At 39.7% G+C, this 19,222-nt stretch carries 17 protein-coding genes; 9 read left to right on the top strand and 8 right to left on the bottom strand.

From position 1 onward, the window contains the following. Nucleotides 1–195 precede the first annotated feature (195 nt). The 5 genes from GJB62_RS12025 (at nucleotide 196) to GJB62_RS12005 (ending at nucleotide 7,073) form a co-directional block, all read left to right on the top strand. Entirely contained in the window at nucleotides 196–1,281 is a 1,086-nt protein-coding gene (locus GJB62_RS12025) for a cytochrome c oxidase subunit II (RefSeq protein ID WP_114080409.1), read from the top strand. A 67-nt stretch (nucleotides 1,282–1,348) separates the two neighbouring features. Beyond that, nucleotides 1,349–3,085, top strand: coding sequence for a cytochrome c oxidase subunit I (gene ctaD / locus GJB62_RS12020; protein WP_114080408.1), 1,737 nt, complete (start codon nucleotides 1,349–1,351; stop codon nucleotides 3,083–3,085). Between the two features lie 91 nt (nucleotides 3,086–3,176). Next, nucleotides 3,177–3,803: a heme-copper oxidase subunit III gene (locus tag GJB62_RS12015; protein WP_114080407.1), complete on the top strand. Its 627-nt coding sequence runs from the start codon at nucleotides 3,177–3,179 to the stop codon at nucleotides 3,801–3,803. Between the two features lie 655 nt (nucleotides 3,804–4,458). Continuing rightward, entirely contained in the window at nucleotides 4,459–5,742 is a 1,284-nt protein-coding gene (locus GJB62_RS12010) for a serine/threonine-protein kinase (RefSeq protein WP_245246146.1), read from the top strand. A 254-nt stretch (nucleotides 5,743–5,996) separates the two neighbouring features. Continuing rightward, nucleotides 5,997–7,073, top strand: coding sequence for a substrate-binding domain-containing protein (locus GJB62_RS12005; RefSeq protein ID WP_114080405.1), 1,077 nt, complete (start codon nucleotides 5,997–5,999; stop codon nucleotides 7,071–7,073). A 97-nt stretch (nucleotides 7,074–7,170) separates the two neighbouring features. Here GJB62_RS12005 and GJB62_RS12000 read toward each other — a convergent pair whose 3' ends face one another. From GJB62_RS12000 to GJB62_RS11980, 5 genes are all read right to left on the bottom strand, one after another. Then, a complete protein-coding gene (locus GJB62_RS12000) occupies nucleotides 7,171–7,506 on the bottom strand; it encodes a XisI protein (protein ID WP_114080404.1) in 336 nt (111 codons plus the stop codon). Then, a complete protein-coding gene (locus GJB62_RS11995) occupies nucleotides 7,494–7,709 on the bottom strand; it encodes a XisH family protein (protein ID WP_245246185.1) in 216 nt (71 codons plus the stop codon). The genes GJB62_RS12000 and GJB62_RS11995 overlap by 13 nt, the downstream gene beginning before the upstream one ends. Nucleotides 7,710–7,730: 21 nt before the next feature. Further along, a complete protein-coding gene (locus tag GJB62_RS11990; RefSeq protein WP_114080403.1) occupies nucleotides 7,731–9,557 on the bottom strand; it encodes a tetratricopeptide repeat protein in 1,827 nt (608 codons plus the stop codon). After that, on the bottom strand, nucleotides 9,547–10,839 hold the full coding sequence (locus GJB62_RS11985; RefSeq protein ID WP_114080402.1) for an ATP-binding protein: 1,293 nt from the start codon (nucleotides 10,837–10,839) through the stop codon (nucleotides 9,547–9,549). The genes GJB62_RS11990 and GJB62_RS11985 overlap by 11 nt, the downstream gene beginning before the upstream one ends. 501 nt (nucleotides 10,840–11,340) lie before the next feature. Continuing rightward, complete coding sequence (locus tag GJB62_RS11980; protein WP_114080401.1) at nucleotides 11,341–11,577, bottom strand: hypothetical protein; 237 nt, start codon at nucleotides 11,575–11,577, stop codon at nucleotides 11,341–11,343. Between the two features lie 176 nt (nucleotides 11,578–11,753). Here GJB62_RS11980 and GJB62_RS11975 point away from each other — a divergent pair, with 176 nt between their 5' ends. The 4 genes from GJB62_RS11975 (at nucleotide 11,754) to GJB62_RS11960 (ending at nucleotide 17,181) form a co-directional block, all read left to right on the top strand. After that, nucleotides 11,754–12,122, top strand: coding sequence for a hypothetical protein (locus GJB62_RS11975; protein WP_114080400.1), 369 nt, complete (start codon nucleotides 11,754–11,756; stop codon nucleotides 12,120–12,122). A gap of 283 nt (nucleotides 12,123–12,405) precedes the next feature. After that, the gene (locus tag GJB62_RS11970) at nucleotides 12,406–14,919 is read left to right on the top strand and encodes a dynamin family protein (RefSeq protein WP_114080399.1); all 2,514 of its coding nucleotides are present in this window, start codon (nucleotides 12,406–12,408) and stop codon (nucleotides 14,917–14,919) included. Between the two features lie 75 nt (nucleotides 14,920–14,994). Continuing rightward, complete coding sequence (locus GJB62_RS11965) at nucleotides 14,995–15,864, top strand: hypothetical protein (protein ID WP_114080398.1); 870 nt, start codon at nucleotides 14,995–14,997, stop codon at nucleotides 15,862–15,864. A 15-nt stretch (nucleotides 15,865–15,879) separates the two neighbouring features. Beyond that, nucleotides 15,880–17,181: a hypothetical protein gene (locus tag GJB62_RS11960; protein WP_114080397.1), complete on the top strand. Its 1,302-nt coding sequence runs from the start codon at nucleotides 15,880–15,882 to the stop codon at nucleotides 17,179–17,181. Nucleotides 17,182–17,445: 264 nt separating this feature from the next. Here GJB62_RS11960 and GJB62_RS11955 read toward each other — a convergent pair whose 3' ends face one another. Genes GJB62_RS11955 through ndhC form a run of 3 tightly spaced genes read right to left on the bottom strand, consistent with a single transcriptional unit; the run spans nucleotide 17,446 to nucleotide 19,059 of the window. Continuing rightward, on the bottom strand, nucleotides 17,446–17,976 hold the full coding sequence (locus GJB62_RS11955) for an NAD(P)H-quinone oxidoreductase subunit J (RefSeq protein WP_114080396.1): 531 nt from the start codon (nucleotides 17,974–17,976) through the stop codon (nucleotides 17,446–17,448). Beyond that, nucleotides 17,969–18,706: a photosynthetic/respiratory NAD(P)H-quinone oxidoreductase subunit K gene (gene ndhK, locus GJB62_RS11950; protein WP_114080395.1), complete on the bottom strand. Its 738-nt coding sequence runs from the start codon at nucleotides 18,704–18,706 to the stop codon at nucleotides 17,969–17,971. Before ndhK ends, GJB62_RS11955 begins: the two co-directional genes overlap by 8 nt. Next, the gene (gene ndhC, locus GJB62_RS11945) at nucleotides 18,697–19,059 is read right to left on the bottom strand and encodes a photosynthetic/respiratory NAD(P)H-quinone oxidoreductase subunit C (RefSeq protein ID WP_104908259.1); all 363 of its coding nucleotides are present in this window, start codon (nucleotides 19,057–19,059) and stop codon (nucleotides 18,697–18,699) included. The genes ndhK and ndhC overlap by 10 nt, the downstream gene beginning before the upstream one ends. Between the last annotated feature and the right edge of the window lie 163 nt (nucleotides 19,060–19,222).

Genomic DNA, 19,222 nt, shown 5'->3' with positions numbered 1-19,222 from the left:
CTTACTTCTACGTCCTGCCTTCTCCTTTTGCTTCCTGCCTCATGCCTCCTGATAGTCACCTTGTACCCAACATTAGTAAAATAGTTAAAAAAATTAATAAAAATTTCAGACCTTTGGACTCTATGCCTTCCAGCCTAGACTACCTTAGTAAGTGGGCAGCTTTAAGATAACGTAGTAAATTCAATTAAGTAAGCCGTGAAGATTCCAAGTTCAATCTGGACATTACTCATTGGCATCGTGCTAACGCTAGCCAGCCTTTGGTACGGTCAAAATCACGGTCTGTTGCCAGCAGCAGCCACGGATGAAGCCGTCTTGGTGGATGGTCTGTTCAACGCGATGATGATCGTTTCTACAGGTATATTCCTGTTAGTTGAAGGTATTTTGATTTACTCCGCATTTAAATACCGTCGGCGTGCAGGTGACAATGAAGACGGCCCACCAGTTGAGGGCAATATACCTCTAGAAATTCTCTGGACGGCGATCCCAGCAATTATCGTTATCGGTATTTCTGTTTACAGCTTTGATGTCTACAACGAAATCGGTGGCTTTGATCCCCATGCAATCCATGAAGCACCGATGATGAATCAGGAGTCGATGGCAATGCCTGGAAGTGCTATGGCAGCAACTTTAAGCGATACTCCTCCTAGCACCGAACCTAACCTCAATCAAGAAAAATCTGATGAGGCAATGCAAGACCCAGCTACCGCAGAAGTCCGCAATGCTGACCAAATTCCCCAACTGCGGAATGCCCCAGGTGTCGGTAGTGTTGCTCCAACAATTGGGGGAAGTCCTGATAAAGCAGGTAAACCAGCACAATTACAGGTCAACGTCACAGGTCTACAATATGCCTGGATTTTCACCTATCCTGAAACTGGTATAACTACAGGTGAAATGCACGTTCCCATCGGGCGAGAAGTGGAAATCAATATGACAGCCAACGATGTCATCCATGCTTTCTGGGTGCCAGAGTTCCGCCTGAAACAAGATGCGATCCCTGGTAGACAAAGCGAGATTCGCTTCACCCCCAAAACAGCAGGAGATTATGTCCTAATCTGTGCCGAACTTTGTGGCCCCTACCACGGTGCAATGAGAGCGCCAGTAGTTGTTGAGTCAGAAGAAGCATTTGCCAAATGGATGCAAGAACAGCTAGTTGCCAGCAAAGAAACACTAAATCAAGCCGTTGCTGTTAACCCAGCGAATTTATCCCCAAATGATTTTCTTGCTCCTTACACCAAGGAAATGGGAATTAAGCCAGAAATCCTTCATCAAGTTCACCATTAGTCAATATGTTATTTAGTCAAAATCCAGTGACTAATGACCAATGACTAATGACTAATGACTAATGACTATGACACAAGCTCAGTTGCAAGAAACTGCCAATATCCCTGCCCTTCTTGAGGAACCAGGGATCAGAAAATGGCAAGACTTCTTTGGCTTTCAAACCGACCATAAGGTGATTGGGATTCAATACTTAGTCACTTCGTTTATTTTCTACTGCATTGGCGGCGTAATGGCTGACTTGGTTCGTACTGAACTACGAACCCCAGAGGTAGATTTTGTTACCCCAGAAGTCTACAACAGTCTGTTTACGCTGCACGCCACGATCATGATTTTCTTGTGGATCGTGCCAACCGGGGCAGGGTTTGCTAACTATCTAATTCCCCTGATGATTGGGGCAAAAGATATGGCATTTCCTCGGCTGAATGCTGTTGCCTTTTGGATGATCCCCCCTGCGGGTATATTGCTGATCGCCAGTTTAGCGGTAGGCGATGCACCGGATGCGGGTTGGACTTCCTACCCTCCCCTGAGTTTGGTAACAGGACAAGTGGGGCAAGGCATTTGGATTATGAGTGTCCTGCTGCTGGGTACGTCCTCAATTTTGGGGTCGATAAATTTCCTGGTGACATTGCTAAAAATGCGTATTCCCAGCATGGACATACACAAAATGCCCTTGTTTTGCTGGGCAATGTTTGCAACTTCGGCGCTAGTTTTGGTATCCACCCCAGTTCTTGCAGCCGGTCTGATTCTGCTTTCCTTTGACTTAATTGCCGGGACAACATTTTTTAACCCAACTGGCGGTGGCGACCCGGTTGTATACCAGCACATGTTCTGGTTTTACTCCCACCCAGCCGTTTACATTATGATTTTGCCCTTCTTTGGAGCAATTTCAGAAATTATCCCCGTGCATTCCCGCAAGCCGATTTTTGGCTATAAAGCGATCGCTTATTCATCTCTAGCAATCAGCTTTTTGGGGCTAATCGTCTGGGCGCACCACATGTTTACCAGTGGTATCCCCGGTTGGTTACGGATGTTCTTTATGATCACCACCATGATCATCGCCGTACCCACAGGGATTAAAATATTTAGCTGGTTAGCAACCATGTGGGGTGGAAAAATCCAGCTTAACAGTGCGATGTTGTTCGCTATCGGCTTTGTCGGCACTTTTGTAATCGGTGGGATCAGTGGCGTGATGTTGGCATCAGTGCCCTTTGACATTCACGTTCACGACACCTATTTTGTGGTAGCCCACTTGCACTATGTGCTATTTGGTGGTAGCGTGCTAGGGATTTTTGCCGCCATTTACCACTGGTTCCCAAAAATGACGGGACGGATGATCAACGAATTTTGGGGTAAGGTTCATTTTGCCTTGACTATTGTCGGTCTAAACATGACCTTCTTACCTATGCACAAACTGGGTTTAATGGGCATGAATCGCCGCATTGCCCAATACGATCCCAAATTCACCACATTGAACGAAATTTGTACGTATGGTTCTTACATACTGGCAATTTCGACATTCCCCTTCATCATCAATGCGGTTTGGAGTTGGTTGTACGGTGAGAAAGCTGCTAATAATCCTTGGAGGGCACTTACCTTAGAATGGATGACAACTTCACCACCTGCGATCGAAAATTTTGATCAAACCCCAGTGCTGGCTACAGGCCCCTACGACTACGGTTTGGAACATGCTAATGAAGGTGTCCCTTTATACGATCCCAATCCAATCTTGTCTGGTGGGCCCAATTCAGTATTAAGAGCAGAACCCGATCCAGCCGTTGCTGCCAATCCCGAAGACCGCAAATAAACTTGCGACTGTGGACTGGGGACTAGGAATTTCTTCTCCTCTGCTCCCCATTCCCCATTCCTCATTCCCCATTCCCCACTCATCAAAATTCATGCAAAGTCAAATCATTGACCCAGCTAAAACCGAACTTAATCATCACCACGCGGTGGAAGCGTCCGTTGGCCATCACGAAGAACATCCAGACCACCGTCTGTTTGGGCTATATGTCTTCCTGATTGCTGAAGGGATGATTTTTATGGGTCTGTTCGGAGCCTACTTAGCTTTCCGTGCTACCTTACCTGTGTGGCCGCCAGCAGGTACTCCAGAATTAGAACTATTGTTACCTGGAGTCAACACCATCAATCTAATTTCTAGTAGTTTTGTCATGCACAATGCTGACACTGCTATCAAAAAGAACGATACGCGAGGTGCGCGAATCTGGTTAGCAATTACCGCCGTGATGGGCGCTACTTTCTTAGTGGGTCAAGTATATGAATATACCCATTTAGAATTTGGTTTAACTACCAATTTATTTGCTAGTGCATTTTATGTTTTGACTGGTTTCCACGGATTGCACGTTACCATTGGCGTTTTGGCAATTGTTGCCGTGTTGTGGCGATCGCGCCTTCCGGGTCACTATAGTGACGAAAAGCACTTTGGTATTGAAGCAGCCGAAATCTACTGGCACTTCGTTGATGTGATTTGGATTATTTTGTTCGGATTACTCTATCTCCTGTGAGTATTAATTATTTAGTTGTTTACTCCACGCGAACAACTTAATAGGCCCCCTATTGGGGGCTTTTTTAATTAATATTTTATTTTTCACTTAGCAAAGTTTATAGAAAATATACTAAAACAAGCTTAAACTACTCACACTATTACTTTTTTAAATGTAACTGACTTATTGCAAGTGATATATAGTACTCATATTTTATTTTTGAAGAGAACTTCGTACAACTCAAAAAGCCTTCTTTCCTATTGCCTACCCATGCAAGTAAGTAGGGCTACGCCACGCTGCGCGAACAAAAATCATAGAGGATTACTATAGACGCAACTAAAAGGTGGGAAAAGTCGGAAAAGTCGGATGTTTTTTTAATAAATCTTCTAACTACTGAATGTTGTCTTGTGTCTACAGTTATAAATACTGGAGGCTAGTATTAAATTTACTTAAGTGATAAAATTATTGAATTATTCCAAAAATAAATTTTATATTTATATTAAGATATCTGTAAAGGTATCAAATTAACCAAGTTAAGGAGCTAGCCATGAAAATGCTCCAAAGTATCGTTTGCCTGAAAAGCTAACTTCCTCAAATAGTAACAAATCTAGCGGCAGGTATTCATACCTCACCCAAGCTCTGAATGGTCAGTAAATTAACAAGTAGTATACGCCACATGAGCCAGAACCCTCTAGTTAGAAAAAAACTTCGGAGTCGCTTTGAGACTGTCAAACTGCTGGAAAGCGGAGGTTCTGGTAATACTTACTTGTTAGCAGGTGCTAGAGGTAACAGGGAGCAATATTCTCTCCCCAGAAAAACACTTCGTAATCGGTTTGAAATTATCAAACACTTAGGAAGCGGAGGCTCTGGTGATACATACTTAGCCGTAGACCTAGATTTACCAGGACAACCCCATTGTGTGGTAAAACATTTCCAACCAAAAGATTCTAATCCTGCTGTTCTACCCATCGCTAAAAAGTTATTTGATCGAGAAGCGGAAGTTTTATACCAGCTAGGCAACGACCACGATCAAATTCCTAGACTGTTTGCCCATTTTGATGAAGATGGAGATTTCTATTTAGTCCAAGAATTTATTGATGGTCATGCGTTAACCCAAGAAATTGTATCAGGTCAGCGTCTGAGCGAGAGTGCAGTCTTAAGTTTATTAAAAGACATCCTGGAAGTGCTGGCATTCGTTCACCAAAATAACATTATTCATCGGGATATTAAGCCCCAAAATTTGATGCGGCGGCACTCCGATCAAAAAATTGTGCTAATTGACTTTGGGAGTATTAAGAAAATTGGTGCTTTGGGAGCAGGTTTAACAATTGCTGTTGGAACTCCTGGTTATATGCCAAGCGAACAGGCTAAAGGAAAGCCAAAACTTTGCAGTGATATCTACGCAGTAGGGATGATAGGGATTCAAGCTTTGACAGGTTTACTTCCTGAGCAAATAAAAGAAGATCCTAATACTGGAGAAGTTATCTGGCGCGATCAGGTACAGGTAAGTGATGCTCTTGCAAATATTTTAGATACAATGGTTCGCGATCGCTACAACCAACGTTATCAGTCTGCCGCAGAAGCTTTACAAGCACTTAATTCTGCTCTAATGTTGCCACAGTCATCAGAATCTGCTGGCATCAACCAAAATGCTGATGATACTTATTTGCTAAATTATAGAAACTTTCTTTTGCTTCTAGGAATAGGACTTGGCGCTACCACTAGTTTTATAGTATTAATTTTAATCTATACATTTATTAATACAGGTGCATCGTCTCCAAACCAACCTACTCAATTAAATAATTTTATAGAAAAATTTGTTGAGCAACGATTTACTAATGCCAATGTGAATAGCCTAATAGCCAAATCAGCAGCTAAAAAAGGAGTCTGTAAAAACAATTGCAGCGTTGCAAAAACTACTAAAAATCAAATTGAATCTCATGATAGCATTCCACTTTAATTTCTGTTCGTGCAGCGTGGTGTAGCCAGATTTATTTGTGTGGTGCGCGCAGAGCAAGCGCGATAGGTCTAGCTTCACAAAATTCAAATATGAGTCCATACATTAGAAAAAGTTAATAATCTAGCAGCAATCATAAAAATACCTATTAACTAGCTATTACGTATTTAATTTAAATCTAAATATTCTAAAAATTATTCTAGGATAATTACTTAGAGATTCCTGTAAGATCAATATAATAAACAAAATTTAAAAATATGGACAATACAAATCAAAAAAAAGCTTTAATTAACAGCGAAATCTCCCTCTTTCTTAGAGGTTTGATTATTGGTAAAGTGCTGACACTTATGGTTATTGGTGGGCTGCTTTGGTGGTTACTAAAGCCGAATTTATTGTCCCGTAACAGCGTTAACTCTTCTTCTAATCAAAATTTTAAGACCGTCTCTAATACCGCATCCAGTTTTCAGACAGTTGCAGATGTTCCCACTGCCTCATTTAACTACGGAGGAAGTACAGCTTGGGCATCTATTCGGCAATTGGTAGATTCTCAGATCCAGAGCGATCGCCCGGAACTACAATTACGTTATGTAGACCCTGTTAATGCTAGCCCTGGTTCTAGCTCAGGCATTCGGATGTTACTTGATGGAAAACTAGATTTTGCTCAGTCTTCTCGTCCCCTTACAGATGAAGAACAAGCTATGGCAAAAGCGCGAGGCTTCACCCTTGAGCAACGTCAGATAGGTATGGATGGAATAGCAGTGGTAGTCAACCCATCCCTGAAAGTGTCAGGTTTAACTGTTGACCAATTGCAGCAGATTTATTTGGGGAAAATTACTAACTGGAATCAAGTAGGTGGGCCAAACCTACCCATCACACCTTTATCTCAACGACCAGAGGACGCAGATACAGTAATATTTCCTAGCAATAGCGACTTGAAAGGGCAAATACTTGGCTCCAATGTGCAATATGTCTACTCTACTACAGAAGCAGTGCGCCAACTCAGTAAAATCCCTGGTGGTGTGTATTACGGTTCTGCCCGTTCGGTAGTGCCTCAATGTAGTGTGAAGGCTTTGCCATTGGGTCAGACTGCTGGTCAATTAATTCCCCCCTATCGGGAACCGATGGTGTCGCCTGAGCAATGTCCGCGTCAGCGCAATCAGCTAAATACTGAAGCTATCAAAAATGGTAGCTATCCCATAATTGCTAATTTGTTTGTGATTATTAAACAGAATAAAGGTCGGGAACAACAAATTGGGGATGCATACACCAAACTTTTATTAACTGACCAGGGACAAAGAGCAATTGAGCAAGCTGGTTTCGTCAGTGTTGACTAGTAGATTTGGATGACAATTAAGCCCCCTTTCCCAAGAAACCCGACTTATTAAAGAAGTCGGGTTTCTTATAGAAGCTCTGAGTTGAAAATATTCACATTCACTCGACAGCATAAGAAGTAAATTGGCGTTTAAAAGGAGAATGAAACCCAATCACAATATCAGAACGGGGTACACCTAACTCAACCAATCGTTCAGCAACAGACTCTTCTGTACCATTATACTGAATCCATATTTTCTCATTTTGAATATCAAAATGCATGACCGGGCCAAACACCCGCTTATCTCCTTGCCAGCCAACATAAGCTAGTTGATAATGGTCATTTTCATTGTCTAAAATTAATTGTGAATTTACTGTATCGGTATTAGATGCTATTTGTTGATGTTCGCTTAATACTTGTTTGATAAGTTGTCGATAGCGTTCTATTTTATCCATAGTCGAATTTCCTCACATCTTGGGTCGTAAACTATCAACTTAACTTGGTAACGATGAAGAGCGCGTTGGACAAAAGAAAGTTGAAAAAAGTCTTGATATGTTTCAATAGGAACTGCTAGGTAAAGCGCTCTGTCTACTTCTTGTTCTTCAATAGCTTGGCAGTAATTTAGATATTGTCCTAGTGCAGTATGAAATTCACTGATATCTGAATCTGCAATAAAGCTCTATGCAATGGGTTCCCCAAAGGGGTTGTCGTTCGCGCAGCGTGTCGTAGACAAGACATCACACTCTCCATTATTCTCCATTGCTGTAGCAAGTTTTTCTAGATTTTGACGAATAGAGATACTACGGTGATGATTTACACCCCAAACTCGCTCACAAATATCTAAAGCTTGCAAATAAAGCGGTTCTGCCTCAGCATAACGTCCAGTTGCACGATAAATTTCTGCCAAATTATTGAGACTTTCGGCAACATTGGGATGATTTTCTCCCAATAGGTGCTTATCAAGTTCTAAGGCTTTTATACATAAAGATTCCGCTTCATTATAGCGTCCTTGCTCCCTGTACATATAACCAAGAGCATATATAGTATCTGCTAAAAGTGGATGCGCCTTTTGCAATAGACGCTGCTTCAGTTCCAAGGATTCTAAAAACAAAGATTCTGCTTGCTCGTAGCGTCCTTGAGCGCGGTATATCAATCCTAAATTGTGCAAATCTGTTGCAACATCAGGATTCTCTTCTCCCAAAAATCGCTTATCTAATTCTATTGCTTGTTGTGACAAGGGTTCAGCTTCACTGTAACGTCCTTGATGATAATAAAGTAGCGCTAAATTATTTAGTATAAGAGCGAAAGAAAGATGATTTTCACCAACCAAACGTTTTTCAAGTTCTAATGATTGCAGATACAAAGGTTCTGCTTCGTCATAACGTCCTTGCTCATCATATAGTAATGCCAAATTGTTCAGACTGACGGCAACATCCGCATGGTTTTCTCCCCACAGACGTTTCCTCAGTTCCAAAGCTTGTTGATATAGGAGTTCCGCTTTAGCATATTGTCCAGTAGATTTGTAAAGTCCCGCCAAATTATTCAGGCTAGTAGCAAAAGAAGGATGATTGTCTCCTAGCAGGCGTTTTCTCAGTTCTAAAGCTTGTTTATATAAGGGTTCGGCTTCGCTGTACTGTCCTGTTGCACGATATATTCCGGCTAAATTGTTGAGGCTATTAGCTAAATCTATCTGCAAACCTAATTCATTTTGTAGCTCACTCGCCTGTCGCCAATATTTAATTGCTAATTCCTGTTCTTCTTGATAATTTTGAGATTCACCCCGATCTAATCTGCTGTGGTAAATATCGCCCAATCTTGAGTATAACGTAGCCAAGGTGGGGTCTTTCGTTCCCCGTTCTTGTTCTACTTTCTCGATTAATCTTTGTAAATCTTGAATGGGTAAGAAAAAGCGATTAGTTTCGTTAGTATCTGTACTAGCTAATTCTGTATCTCGAAAAACAAAGCGGATATTTTCTAATTCTTTACCAGGAATAGCATTTGTCTTTTGAGATTCAAACCGAAATACACCATTGCGCCAACTCCAAAAATCAGGAGCTTTTTTAATTAGGTTGACTAAAATTTGATTAGTTACCCAAAGCACGATCGCAAATGGAAATTCGCGCAATCCTTCCCTTGTCCACTGTAAGTAACCAAAAAATTTCTCCTGTTCCGATTGCTCATTTCCCAACCTGAGAAAATACAATTGTTCAGCACCTGTCACAGTAATCACCGCCGGGTTCTGCTGACGGAGATATTCTTCTTGTTGTACCAGTTGGTTAAGAGCAGCTTTGAGGCTTGGTTCCTGACGTGCTAAAGTTACTCGATATGCACGGAAGGCGGGTTGTAGTTCAGCTTCATATTGAGCAATAATCTCATCACGAAAGCTAGCATCATCGCAAACCGCAATCAGTAAATTTAAGCCCCGTTTTTGAGCTTCAATAGAAACAATTAAATCATCATAAGCATCTTGATTTTCTCCTTCATCAAATAATTCTTCATTCAACATTAATGGCTCCCTGTCTTTTCAAGCTTTCGATAATAATTGGATGAACATCGTACCAAGTTTCATCAGTACGATATTCTAAAACATACAGCCCATGTAGTAAATCCAAAAACTCTGCTTGTTTGGGATCGTTGGGCATAAATTGCTCATAAACACTCTGCAAAATATCTATATCAGTTTTTCCTAAGCGTATGGAAAAATCATTGCGAATTTTATTGATTGCTTGCAGAAGAATTTTATCATCAATAATAACTTTGGCTGAGGGATTTCGCCGGATCATCCGCAAACAAATGCGGCAGCATTCTTTAGAGATCCGAATTAACTCTCGCAATACGCCACCACTGTAAATTACAATTTTTTCAGCCGTTTCTGCTGCAATTAATTCACTAGGAATCCGCTTTTGCAAAACTTCACCGAGAATCTTTGTTGCTTCCGGGCGAGGTTGGGCATTAGGGAAGCGATTTTTACCTTTATCAAAAATTTTTAAGACAGGCATTGCCACAACTTGATCGTTGGTTTCAGTAGCAATTATTGTGCTAATAAATGTTTCCCGAAGGACTGCGATCGGAATAGTGTAGATAATTTGAAAGTTAGGTTGACAAAGAGCTTTAATGTTATCTCGATAAATTTCGTTCACTCTACCTAAGTCAAGTTTATCTAAATCATCAATAATTACTAAAACGTTTTGTTTAGTTGCAGCTTGAATTAAAGCAGCTATTTCATTAATCCTTGCAACTAAATCTGATAACTTGCGTTCAAATTCTTGCTTAATTTCATCCCGAACGCTGGCATCAGCTTTTAATTTAGAACTAATCAATTTTAAGAGGTCAAAACCTATACTAACTTCTGCTTGCAAATTTGATTCTTCAGTGCGAGTGCGGGTAGCAAACCACTTATAAAGAGCTTCTTTAGTAGATTGCGGAATATCAACTTTGCGGGCTTCTGCCTCTGTCATTAAATTGACTGCGATCGCAAACAGTATATTAATATGATTAACAGCCGACATTTCAATTTTGTCAGCAATAGAAAAGAGAACTACAAAATATTTATCTTGAATTTGTCTGCTAAATTCAGCTAACAAAGTAGACTTACCACATCCTCGATGTCCTGTAAAGACAATTTTGCCATCTCCATTAGGACTATCTTCCACTAATTGGTTCAGGTCTGCAATCAAATCATCACCATATTCGACTCTAAATCTTTCCATTTCGTTCCGTTCCATTAACGGAAACAGTTCGAGATTGCTGTATGCTTCTTGAAAGGAGTTTAATAAGTCTTCAGACATTGGATAGTGCCGTAAACGTGCTAGCTATTCATATAATGGCTCATGATTTTTGAAGCACAAGTTCAGGCAATGTCTAGGATAGAGTATGCCTACATAACTTCTCAAATTCCGTTAATAAATAACTACTAGGTGAGTAGTATGTTATGTCTTAAAAAGAGATACCCTAATTCCTAAAATTCAACCTATCAATGAGTAACAGAGGTCAATAATCAATCAGACTGAATGATAGATGATACATTCGATAATCCAGACTGAATGATAGATTATACAGATAACATCCTGAAAGCTACTTAACACATAAATAAAATAAAATTTTCAGTTATAAAAATAAATTTTCAGTGTGCTTCGTCTCATCCTCCTCTAGCCGATGCAATGGGTAGCTGTTGTTACTATTCGTTAGTAGTCTGTCAAAGAATAATTAACGAGTACATTCTTTGTAGAGACGGCGATTTATCGCGTTTCTCTAACGTGTCAGTTTTTTAGACATGATAAATCGCGTCTCTACATGAGATAAAGCAGCTTCGCGACATCAAAACCTGCATTTGCAACATCAAAACTTGTATTTGCGACATCAAAACTTGTATTTGCGACATCAAAACTTGCATTTGCGACATCAAAACTTGCTTTTGCAACTTCAAAACCTGCATTTGTGACTTCAAAACCAGCTTTTGCGACATCAAAACCTGCTTTTCCGACATCAAAACCTGCATTTGCGACATCAAAACCTGCTTTTCTCAACGAATTTCAGCAAATATACCCGCATCTATCTAGCGGCTAATGCCATCCAATGCTTTTATAATTCTGTAACTTCACTGTGGCTGGTGCATCTGCTCATTGCGTATTTTGATGATGTATAAATAACTCAGTGTATAAAATTAGGGTTATTTATAAATTAATCCAAACAGGAAAACTATATGACGCAACGGAAACGAAACTCCATGTCACTGACCAAAGCTGAACGACGGATTGAAGGAATGCAGACAATTAACCCTCAGTTAGACTTTAGTAATGGGTTTTCAATTGCTACTTACAACACTAGAGTTATTGAATTACGAGAAAAGCTAGCCGCCTATAATCAAGCACAAACAATAGTAGATAAGACACACAATGCATTATTAGAAGCAGAACGTGAGTTGAATACTTATTCTGAGCAAATGCTATTGAATGTTGCATCTCGCTATGGCAAAAATAGTGATGAGTATGAGATGGCTGGTGGAACGCGCAGGTCAGACCGGAAGAAACCACGTCCAGTTGTAAAACAAACAGTGACATCTGTGAAGTAATTGCTTGGAGTTGCCGTTTCTTTAGATAAGGGTGCGTTGACCTTTGTGACAACGCACCAATGATGATGGATGTGGTGTGTGCGATTGCAAATGCGCTAGAAGGTTGTTGCAGCTATACAGATACAAGGTCAACTTGGTATGGTGCGTCAGTTCATACCTACAAAAGCGAGATGCACCCAGAATTTATTGGAATAGCTCGACATGACAGACTAGTCAATGTAATAATTTATTATCTTATTTATTTTATCTAAGTGATAACACTTAAATTAGTGCAGAAAAACAAATGAAATTTAATATTGATTCTAAATTAAACAGCACACGAAATCTTTTACAAGAATTAGGTAACTCAGTCTCTAACTTAGTCAACTCGTCTCCTGATATTTTAGACGATCCAGGTATTAAATCTTGCCTAGAAGAATTCTTAACCGTTTACCAAGAAGCAGTTCAACGATTAGAGAATCCTAGTTTTCGGATTGCTACCATTGGGACAACCTCTTCTGGAAAATCAACCATTGTTAATGCATTAATTGGGCGGAAAATTGCGCCTATTGAAGCGGGGGAAATGAGTGGTGGAGTACTAACCTTCAAACATTCTCTACAACAGAGATTAGTGATTGCAGAAACAGAGGATGCTGTTTGGGATACTGGTGAATGGACAGGATTAAGTGATGAGGATTTATACCAACGTATTCGCACAGTAATGCATTCTTATCATGATGTGCGTAAAAAGCGGGAGTATGTTGCACCACAAATAACAGCGTATGTTCCTTTGTTACCCGCTTGTGATGCTTCCTTACTAGGTCTACCTCAAGGTATAGGGGTGGAATTGATTGATTTACCTGGACTTAAATCAGTTCAAGACCGAACTAACTTAGCAACTATCCAAAAGCAAGTAAATAAAGCTTTTAGTTTAGTTGCTTTAGATTATATGCAGGTGGATGATGATCACAGAAAACGCCTACTGGAAGAACTAAAAAAAGTTGTCGACTATCTACAGGGACGTACAGATTCGATGATTTTTATCTTAAATAGAGTTGATCAACGAGGAGCAGATGATTTACCTCTGTCAGTACGTATTGAGAAATTAAGAGAAGAAATTAAAGAAGTTTTATCACTTTCAGAACTTCCTGATGTTCTACCTTTTAACGCTCGTCTTTTATATTATGCCCAATGTGCTTGGGGTTCAAAAGCTTTTAACGAATCATCACAGATAGATCAGAAGATACGACTGGAACTTCTGAAGTCGATGTTTCAAGACTGTGCAGGGGTTATTCATTTAAACACAAAAGAAAATCGAGATTTAAAAGATTGGTTTTATAAGCTTGGAAATCGAGTAGAAGATAATGATTATATTGATGATGAAACGATGCGTACAATCCTCCGTTATTCCCTAGAATGGAGTGGAGGAAAGGAACTTTGGGATCGCTTCCGCGTCCGTGTAGAAGAATCATTTGCAGAACTAGTGATACTTCCTGCATTACTTGATGTATTTGATAACTATGATGCTTTAGCTCAAGTTCTCACTATTTTGATTCAAACGCGAAAAATTTACAATCACGAGCAAGTCGAACAAGAAAGAGAAAAAATAGCTAAAGTGCGCCAAGACTTGCAAGTAAATATAAAGAAGATTGGTAAAGAATTTAAACTTGAGATTGGACAATTAATAGAAGGATTGAAAACCCACGATCCTCAGACTGAAATTAAGATGAAACAAGACGCTCAAAAAAAAGAACGTAAGGGATTTTCTCTAATATTTGAGGCTGTTAACCAAGTAGAAGGAGACTTAACAAAAGTTCTAATTGTTCCAGTTCGTGATTCTTTTAAGAATAATCAAGGAGCTTTTGCATTAAGAGATAAACTACAGGAAGTTATATCAACTCCATTAGCTGATGATATTGCTAAAACATACGATCATGTTAGCCGAAGACTAAGCCAATTTTCTCTGCAATCAGAACACTTGTTTAAACGTGTCCGTGCTGATGATGATAAAGGTAAAAAAGAACTTGAACATGATGAGCGTCATGTTCGCCTACTGTATTACACTATCAGAGAAGCTATAACAGCAAGGGCAGAGTTTTTTCTGCAAGCCAAAGCTAAACAATTTGAACAGGCTCTAGAATCATTAGTTGATGAGCAGGTTAATAGATTGAAGATTTGTTTATCTCAAGAAGACTTTGCGTCTTCAATTAATATTGAAAAAGCAGCAATCAGCGAGTTAAAGAAAAAAATAGCTCAAAGCTTACCAACTTTACCTGAAAAATTCTTTGAAATTACAGATACTATTGAACAAAAATCTACTACAAACAAAGAAGTGGTTGGTCAGGAAACAAAATACGAAACGCGCACGAAAACCGAATATCAACAATATACAGAATCTTATGAAGATGGTTCGTGTTTCAAAAGCACAAAAACGAGGACAAAAACACGACCTGTAACTCGTAATGTAAGAGAAGCAGTCACTCGTGATATTACCGAAGAAGTTGAATATGTTGAGCTTTTTCTACCATCCCCAGACTTAATGGCAAAACAATGGTTAAGTGGAATTGAAAAAGGAAAAGGAAGTTTGTGGGATATTTTACTTGAGTGGATTCTCAAACGATTAGATTATGTTAGCAGTATTTTTGAAGAATCTGTTAATGATATTACTAATCTAGCTGAACGGGCTTTGCAACAACAATTAAATATTATTGAGGATAACTTTGAACATGAAAAACAGTTTTGGCATGATTTTGAAGTTAAAAAAGATACTATTACCACAATTTATGACAAATTAGGAGAAGATTTTCGTCAATCTTAATCGTACTTCTGTATGTTTTCGGGAGCATAACACTTCCACTTAAAATCATCTTTTTTATGAGACTTAGTTTCTACTATGTTTACTCAAAAATTAAATCTAGTTACATCTCAGATTGAAAATGAATATCAAGATAAACGCCCAACTGTTAACTTGTGTGTATGTAGTGCTGTTAAAGTTTGGTGTTATCAATTTGATATACCTCAAAATATAACTGATTATATTCTGAATGGATATCGATTATATGAGATAAAAGATTTAACAACATATATCTATCAAGAGTTACAACCTAAACAAGAAGAAGAAAAAAATTGGTTAGGTTCAGTAGTTCAAGTATATAAAAATAGTAAATTATTTAATTTAGTCGCATCAATATTAAACCGAATAAATGTCAGGAGTGATAACATGAAATTTCTTGTAATTATTGCTTTTGGAATTACAGCAGTTGGTTATTGGCTTTATAAAGTCAATCAACAAGGACAACAACAGCAAACTCGTAGAGAAGAGCCTAAACAATATACTCCAAGTCCTCCACCTTCTCCTCCTCCAGCCCCAAAAATTATTAACCAGTTTTTAGTTTTAGTAATTTCTGCATCACAAGTAGATTTTCTTAAATTGATACAAGCCAAAAGACAAATTGATTTGAGTGATGGAGAAAGACTTTATGAAGTTACAAAATACTTATGGCTAGGCTCGGAAACTGAATTTTCTCAGAAAACAGCTCATATAATAAATCAATATTCAATACCGAAAGGACAAGAGTCAGAATATGACATTTATTTAGTTTATATCAAGCTAAAACAAATTGATAGCCGATTTAAACCTAATGTAAGTCAACTCGATAGATATGATGCTTTTCGTGAATTAAGAGATTTGATAGTTAATTTTGAAATCTCACCCAGACTCCAAATAGAAGCATACGGAAATATTGAAGTTTATAGTCGCTAATTATAAATAATTGAAATGATAATTAATACTTCTCTTTTAGTTAACAATCCAGAAATAATTAAAAGTTTATTAGATGGCTCAATGAAACGCTATGGGAGCGTTATTAGATGGGCATCAGGTACAGAAAATGCTGGTCAAATTGTGCGCCATTTAGCAGAAACACCTGGACTAACTGATAAACTAAGAGATTTACCATTTTCTCCAATCATCGGTGGAGTGGATATTATTGGTCATGGGATGAATTATCACAAGTTAATCGGGATTGAAAAAACTTTGTCTTCAGTAATGGGGTTAACTCAAATTGCTGCGGGTGCAAGTGTTTTAAATCTTGGTGTCAGCATTGCTGGTTTTGCCTATATGGGCTATAAATTGCACCAAATACAAAAATCTTTAGGTCATCTTCAACACTCTATGGAAGCAGGCTTTAACCGACTTGAAGCTGGTTTAAATCGTGTAGAAGAAGGTGTTAATAGACTTGAAGATAGTTTAAATCGTGTTGAGAATCGTTTAGATATTATCTCTGGACAACTTGCTTATCTCTATCTATTAGTAGAAGATAACCGACAGAAACAACAAAGTCTTGCTAAAGCCATTTCCCATCTTCATCAAGCAATGTTAATTAAGGAAATTGCTGCTTTAAATGCTGAACTTGACGATCGTAAACGCTTTCCTAATGAATCATCTAGAGAATCTCTCAAAGTTGCTTCTAGAGTACGTTTATTTTTAGCTAATCAAGCCATACAAATTACCCCAGCATTAGATGCAGAATTAATGCTCAATACTGATGTGTCTATTCAGGGTTGGGCAGTAGCTACAGCAACAGAAGCTAATCTACTTCTAGAAATTGGTAAACATCAAGAAGCTAAAGAATTACTTGCTGTAGAAGTCCCGAAATTTAAACAAGTAGCCCAAAGATGGGGCGATGAATTAATCTGTGATGAGAACTCTTATTTATCTACAGCTTATCGTTTTGCAAATACTCGTTTTCAAGATCATATTACTACAGAAAGAACAGAAAGAATTATCGATATTTCCCCAAGCGATCACACTTTATCTTCTGAGCAAATTCAACGCAAGAAAACCAATGTTGATGTAGAGTTTACAATGTCTCATAGCTCCCAGTTAGATCAAGCGTGGACATATCGTCAAATTGCGATAGCTGAATATTTAGACACTCTCAGCGAACTTTCAGCCAGATTAGATAGTTTGCAATCTTTTGCGGCTCTATGCGAAAGTAAAAACATTAAAAGTAGCCGAGAGATTCTACCCGATTCTAATGCTAAAACAGGCTTGTATATTTTACCTCCAAATGAATAATCGCACCTCTCCCTCCTTTGCGAACCTCCGTGTTTCCCTCCGCGCCCCTCTGCGTTAAAACAGGACAATTAGTTTTCACTACTCAGGAATTGCGTAGGCAAAGCCCGCACTTGTAAATACAGTCAATGAATTACAGCAAATTTTGTCAACCAACTTTATATAAAAACACCAAAAACATAACCCCTCTCCGCCACCGGAAAGGGGTTAATCACTGCCGAAACTATATTGTACAGACGCGATGAATCGCGTCTCATTCAGCAATCTCTAATAAGCGTCTTGCAACTCGTAGAAATCAGGCGAGATGTAATCTTTCCGCAAAGGCCAACCTACCCAATCTTCTGGCATCAAAATCCGCTTGAGATTTGGGTGTCCTTCGTAGATAATGCCGTACATATCGTAAGACTCGCGTTCTTGCCAATCTGCGGTCTTCCAAATCCAGTACACAGAAGGCACTACAGGATTTTCCCGTGGTAAGAACACCTTAACTCGAACTTCTTCGGGGCGATCGCTATTATCACCGACTTTAATCAAGTGATACATACTCACCAATTCTTGTCCTGGGCCAAGGTCTATACCACCTTGACACTGGAGATAATTAAACCCATAAGCATAAAGGGCTGTAGCGGTGGGAAGCAAGAAATCTGCCGCCACTTTAATTATCTCTACACCATTCTTATCCGGTGCTAAAAACTCATGGTCAAAACCATTTTCCGTCAACCACTGGGAAACTTTACCCGCTTGTACCAATGACTCTTCTTTTTCTGCTGGTACTGGTTTAGATTCTTCTTCAGCCACGGGTTTGTTCCTCCTTTTGTGCCTTTGCTGTCAGTAGTGCAGGTGGTATTGGCATACCAATCGCTTCTGCTAATTCCTTCGGTGGTGCAGAGCGAGTATCTGACTGCAAATACTTACCAGTTAAGATTTCCTCTACTGGCTTCAGGTTATGAGTCGTGCTGTAGTAGCGGTGAGTTTGCTTAATTTTATCCCGCTCTTGCATCGATTCATTGGAGATTTTCTTCCGCAGCTTAATGATTGCGTCGATAATTGCTTCTGGACGGGGAGGACAACCAGGCAAGTAAACATCTACAGGAATCAGTTTATCGACTCCGCGCACTGCTGTGGGGGAATCAACGCTGAACATCCCGCCAGTAATTGTGCAAGCTCCCATCGCAATTACATACTTCGGTTCTGGCATTTGTTCATAAAGACGCACCAGTTGGGGAGCCATCTTCATCGTGATAGTCCCTGCCGTAATAATTAAATCGGCTTGGCGGGGGCTAGAACGGGGAATTAGTCCAAAACGGTCAAAGTCAAATCGGGAGCCAATTAAAGCTGCAAACTCAATAAAGCAGCAAGCAGTACCAAACAGCAAGGGCCACAGACTAGAAAGCCGCGCCCAGTCGTAGAGGTCATCAACCGTCGTCAAAATGACGTTTTCTGAAAGGTCTTGAGTGATTGTAGTCCGCTCAATGGGGTTGATGATTCGCTGTTTGTCCTGAGTTGTTAAATTAGAATTCAAGACCATTCCAAAGCTCCTTTACGCCATGCGTAAACTAAAGCGACTACAAGAATTGCAATAAAGACTAGCGCTTCAATAAAAGCCAATAGCCCCAAACGGTGGAAAGCTACCGCCCAAGGATACAAGAAAACAGTCTCCACATCAAAGACGACGAAGACTAGAGCAAACATGTAGTAGCGGATGTTGAACTGAATCCAGGCTCCCCCGATGGGTTCCATACCAGATTCATAAGTAGTGCGACGTTCTGGGCTGTAACTACTGGGTCGTAGGAGCTTGGAAGCTGAGAGCGCTAAGGCAGGTACTAGGCTACAGATTATGAAGAAGCCTAGAAGGTACTCGTAACCGCTGAGGACAAACACAATGAGTATCTACCGCTTATGGAGTATTTTAAGTGAGGAGTGGGGAGTGGGAAGATGAGGGAGCAGGGGGAGCAGAGGAGAGAAGAATTAATAACTAATACCCCATGCCCAATGCCCAATGACGGCAGTTGCTCCACTTGGGGAGACCCCAAGACCGCACTGC

It is taken from the genome of Nostoc sp. ATCC 53789, assembly GCF_009873495.1.
Classification (GTDB): Bacteria; Cyanobacteriota; Cyanobacteriia; order Cyanobacteriales; family Nostocaceae; genus Nostoc; species Nostoc muscorum_A.
This window is presented reverse-complemented; position numbering and strand designations above follow the sequence as displayed.

Excerpts from the sequence above, each read along its gene's own strand:
- ctaD (WP_114080408.1), top strand. The coding sequence starts at position 1,349 with ATGACACAAGCTCAGTTGCAAGAAACTGCCAATATCCCTGCCCTTCTT.
- GJB62_RS12015 (WP_114080407.1), top strand. The coding sequence starts at position 3,177 with ATGCAAAGTCAAATCATTGACCCAGCTAAAACCGAACTTAATCATCAC.
- GJB62_RS12010 (WP_245246146.1), top strand. The coding sequence starts at position 4,459 with ATGAGCCAGAACCCTCTAGTTAGAAAAAAACTTCGGAGTCGCTTTGAG.
- GJB62_RS12005 (WP_114080405.1), top strand. The coding sequence starts at position 5,997 with ATGGACAATACAAATCAAAAAAAAGCTTTAATTAACAGCGAAATCTCC.
- GJB62_RS12000 (WP_114080404.1), bottom strand. The coding sequence starts at position 7,506 with ATGGATAAAATAGAACGCTATCGACAACTTATCAAACAAGTATTAAGC.
- GJB62_RS11990 (WP_114080403.1), bottom strand. The coding sequence starts at position 9,557 with ATGTTGAATGAAGAATTATTTGATGAAGGAGAAAATCAAGATGCTTAT.
- GJB62_RS11985 (WP_114080402.1), bottom strand. The coding sequence starts at position 10,839 with ATGTCTGAAGACTTATTAAACTCCTTTCAAGAAGCATACAGCAATCTC.
- GJB62_RS11975 (WP_114080400.1), top strand. The coding sequence starts at position 11,754 with ATGACGCAACGGAAACGAAACTCCATGTCACTGACCAAAGCTGAACGA.
- GJB62_RS11970 (WP_114080399.1), top strand. The coding sequence starts at position 12,406 with ATGAAATTTAATATTGATTCTAAATTAAACAGCACACGAAATCTTTTA.
- GJB62_RS11965 (WP_114080398.1), top strand. The coding sequence starts at position 14,995 with ATGTTTACTCAAAAATTAAATCTAGTTACATCTCAGATTGAAAATGAA.
- GJB62_RS11960 (WP_114080397.1), top strand. The coding sequence starts at position 15,880 with ATGATAATTAATACTTCTCTTTTAGTTAACAATCCAGAAATAATTAAA.
- ndhK (WP_114080395.1), bottom strand. The coding sequence starts at position 18,706 with ATGGTCTTGAATTCTAATTTAACAACTCAGGACAAACAGCGAATCATC.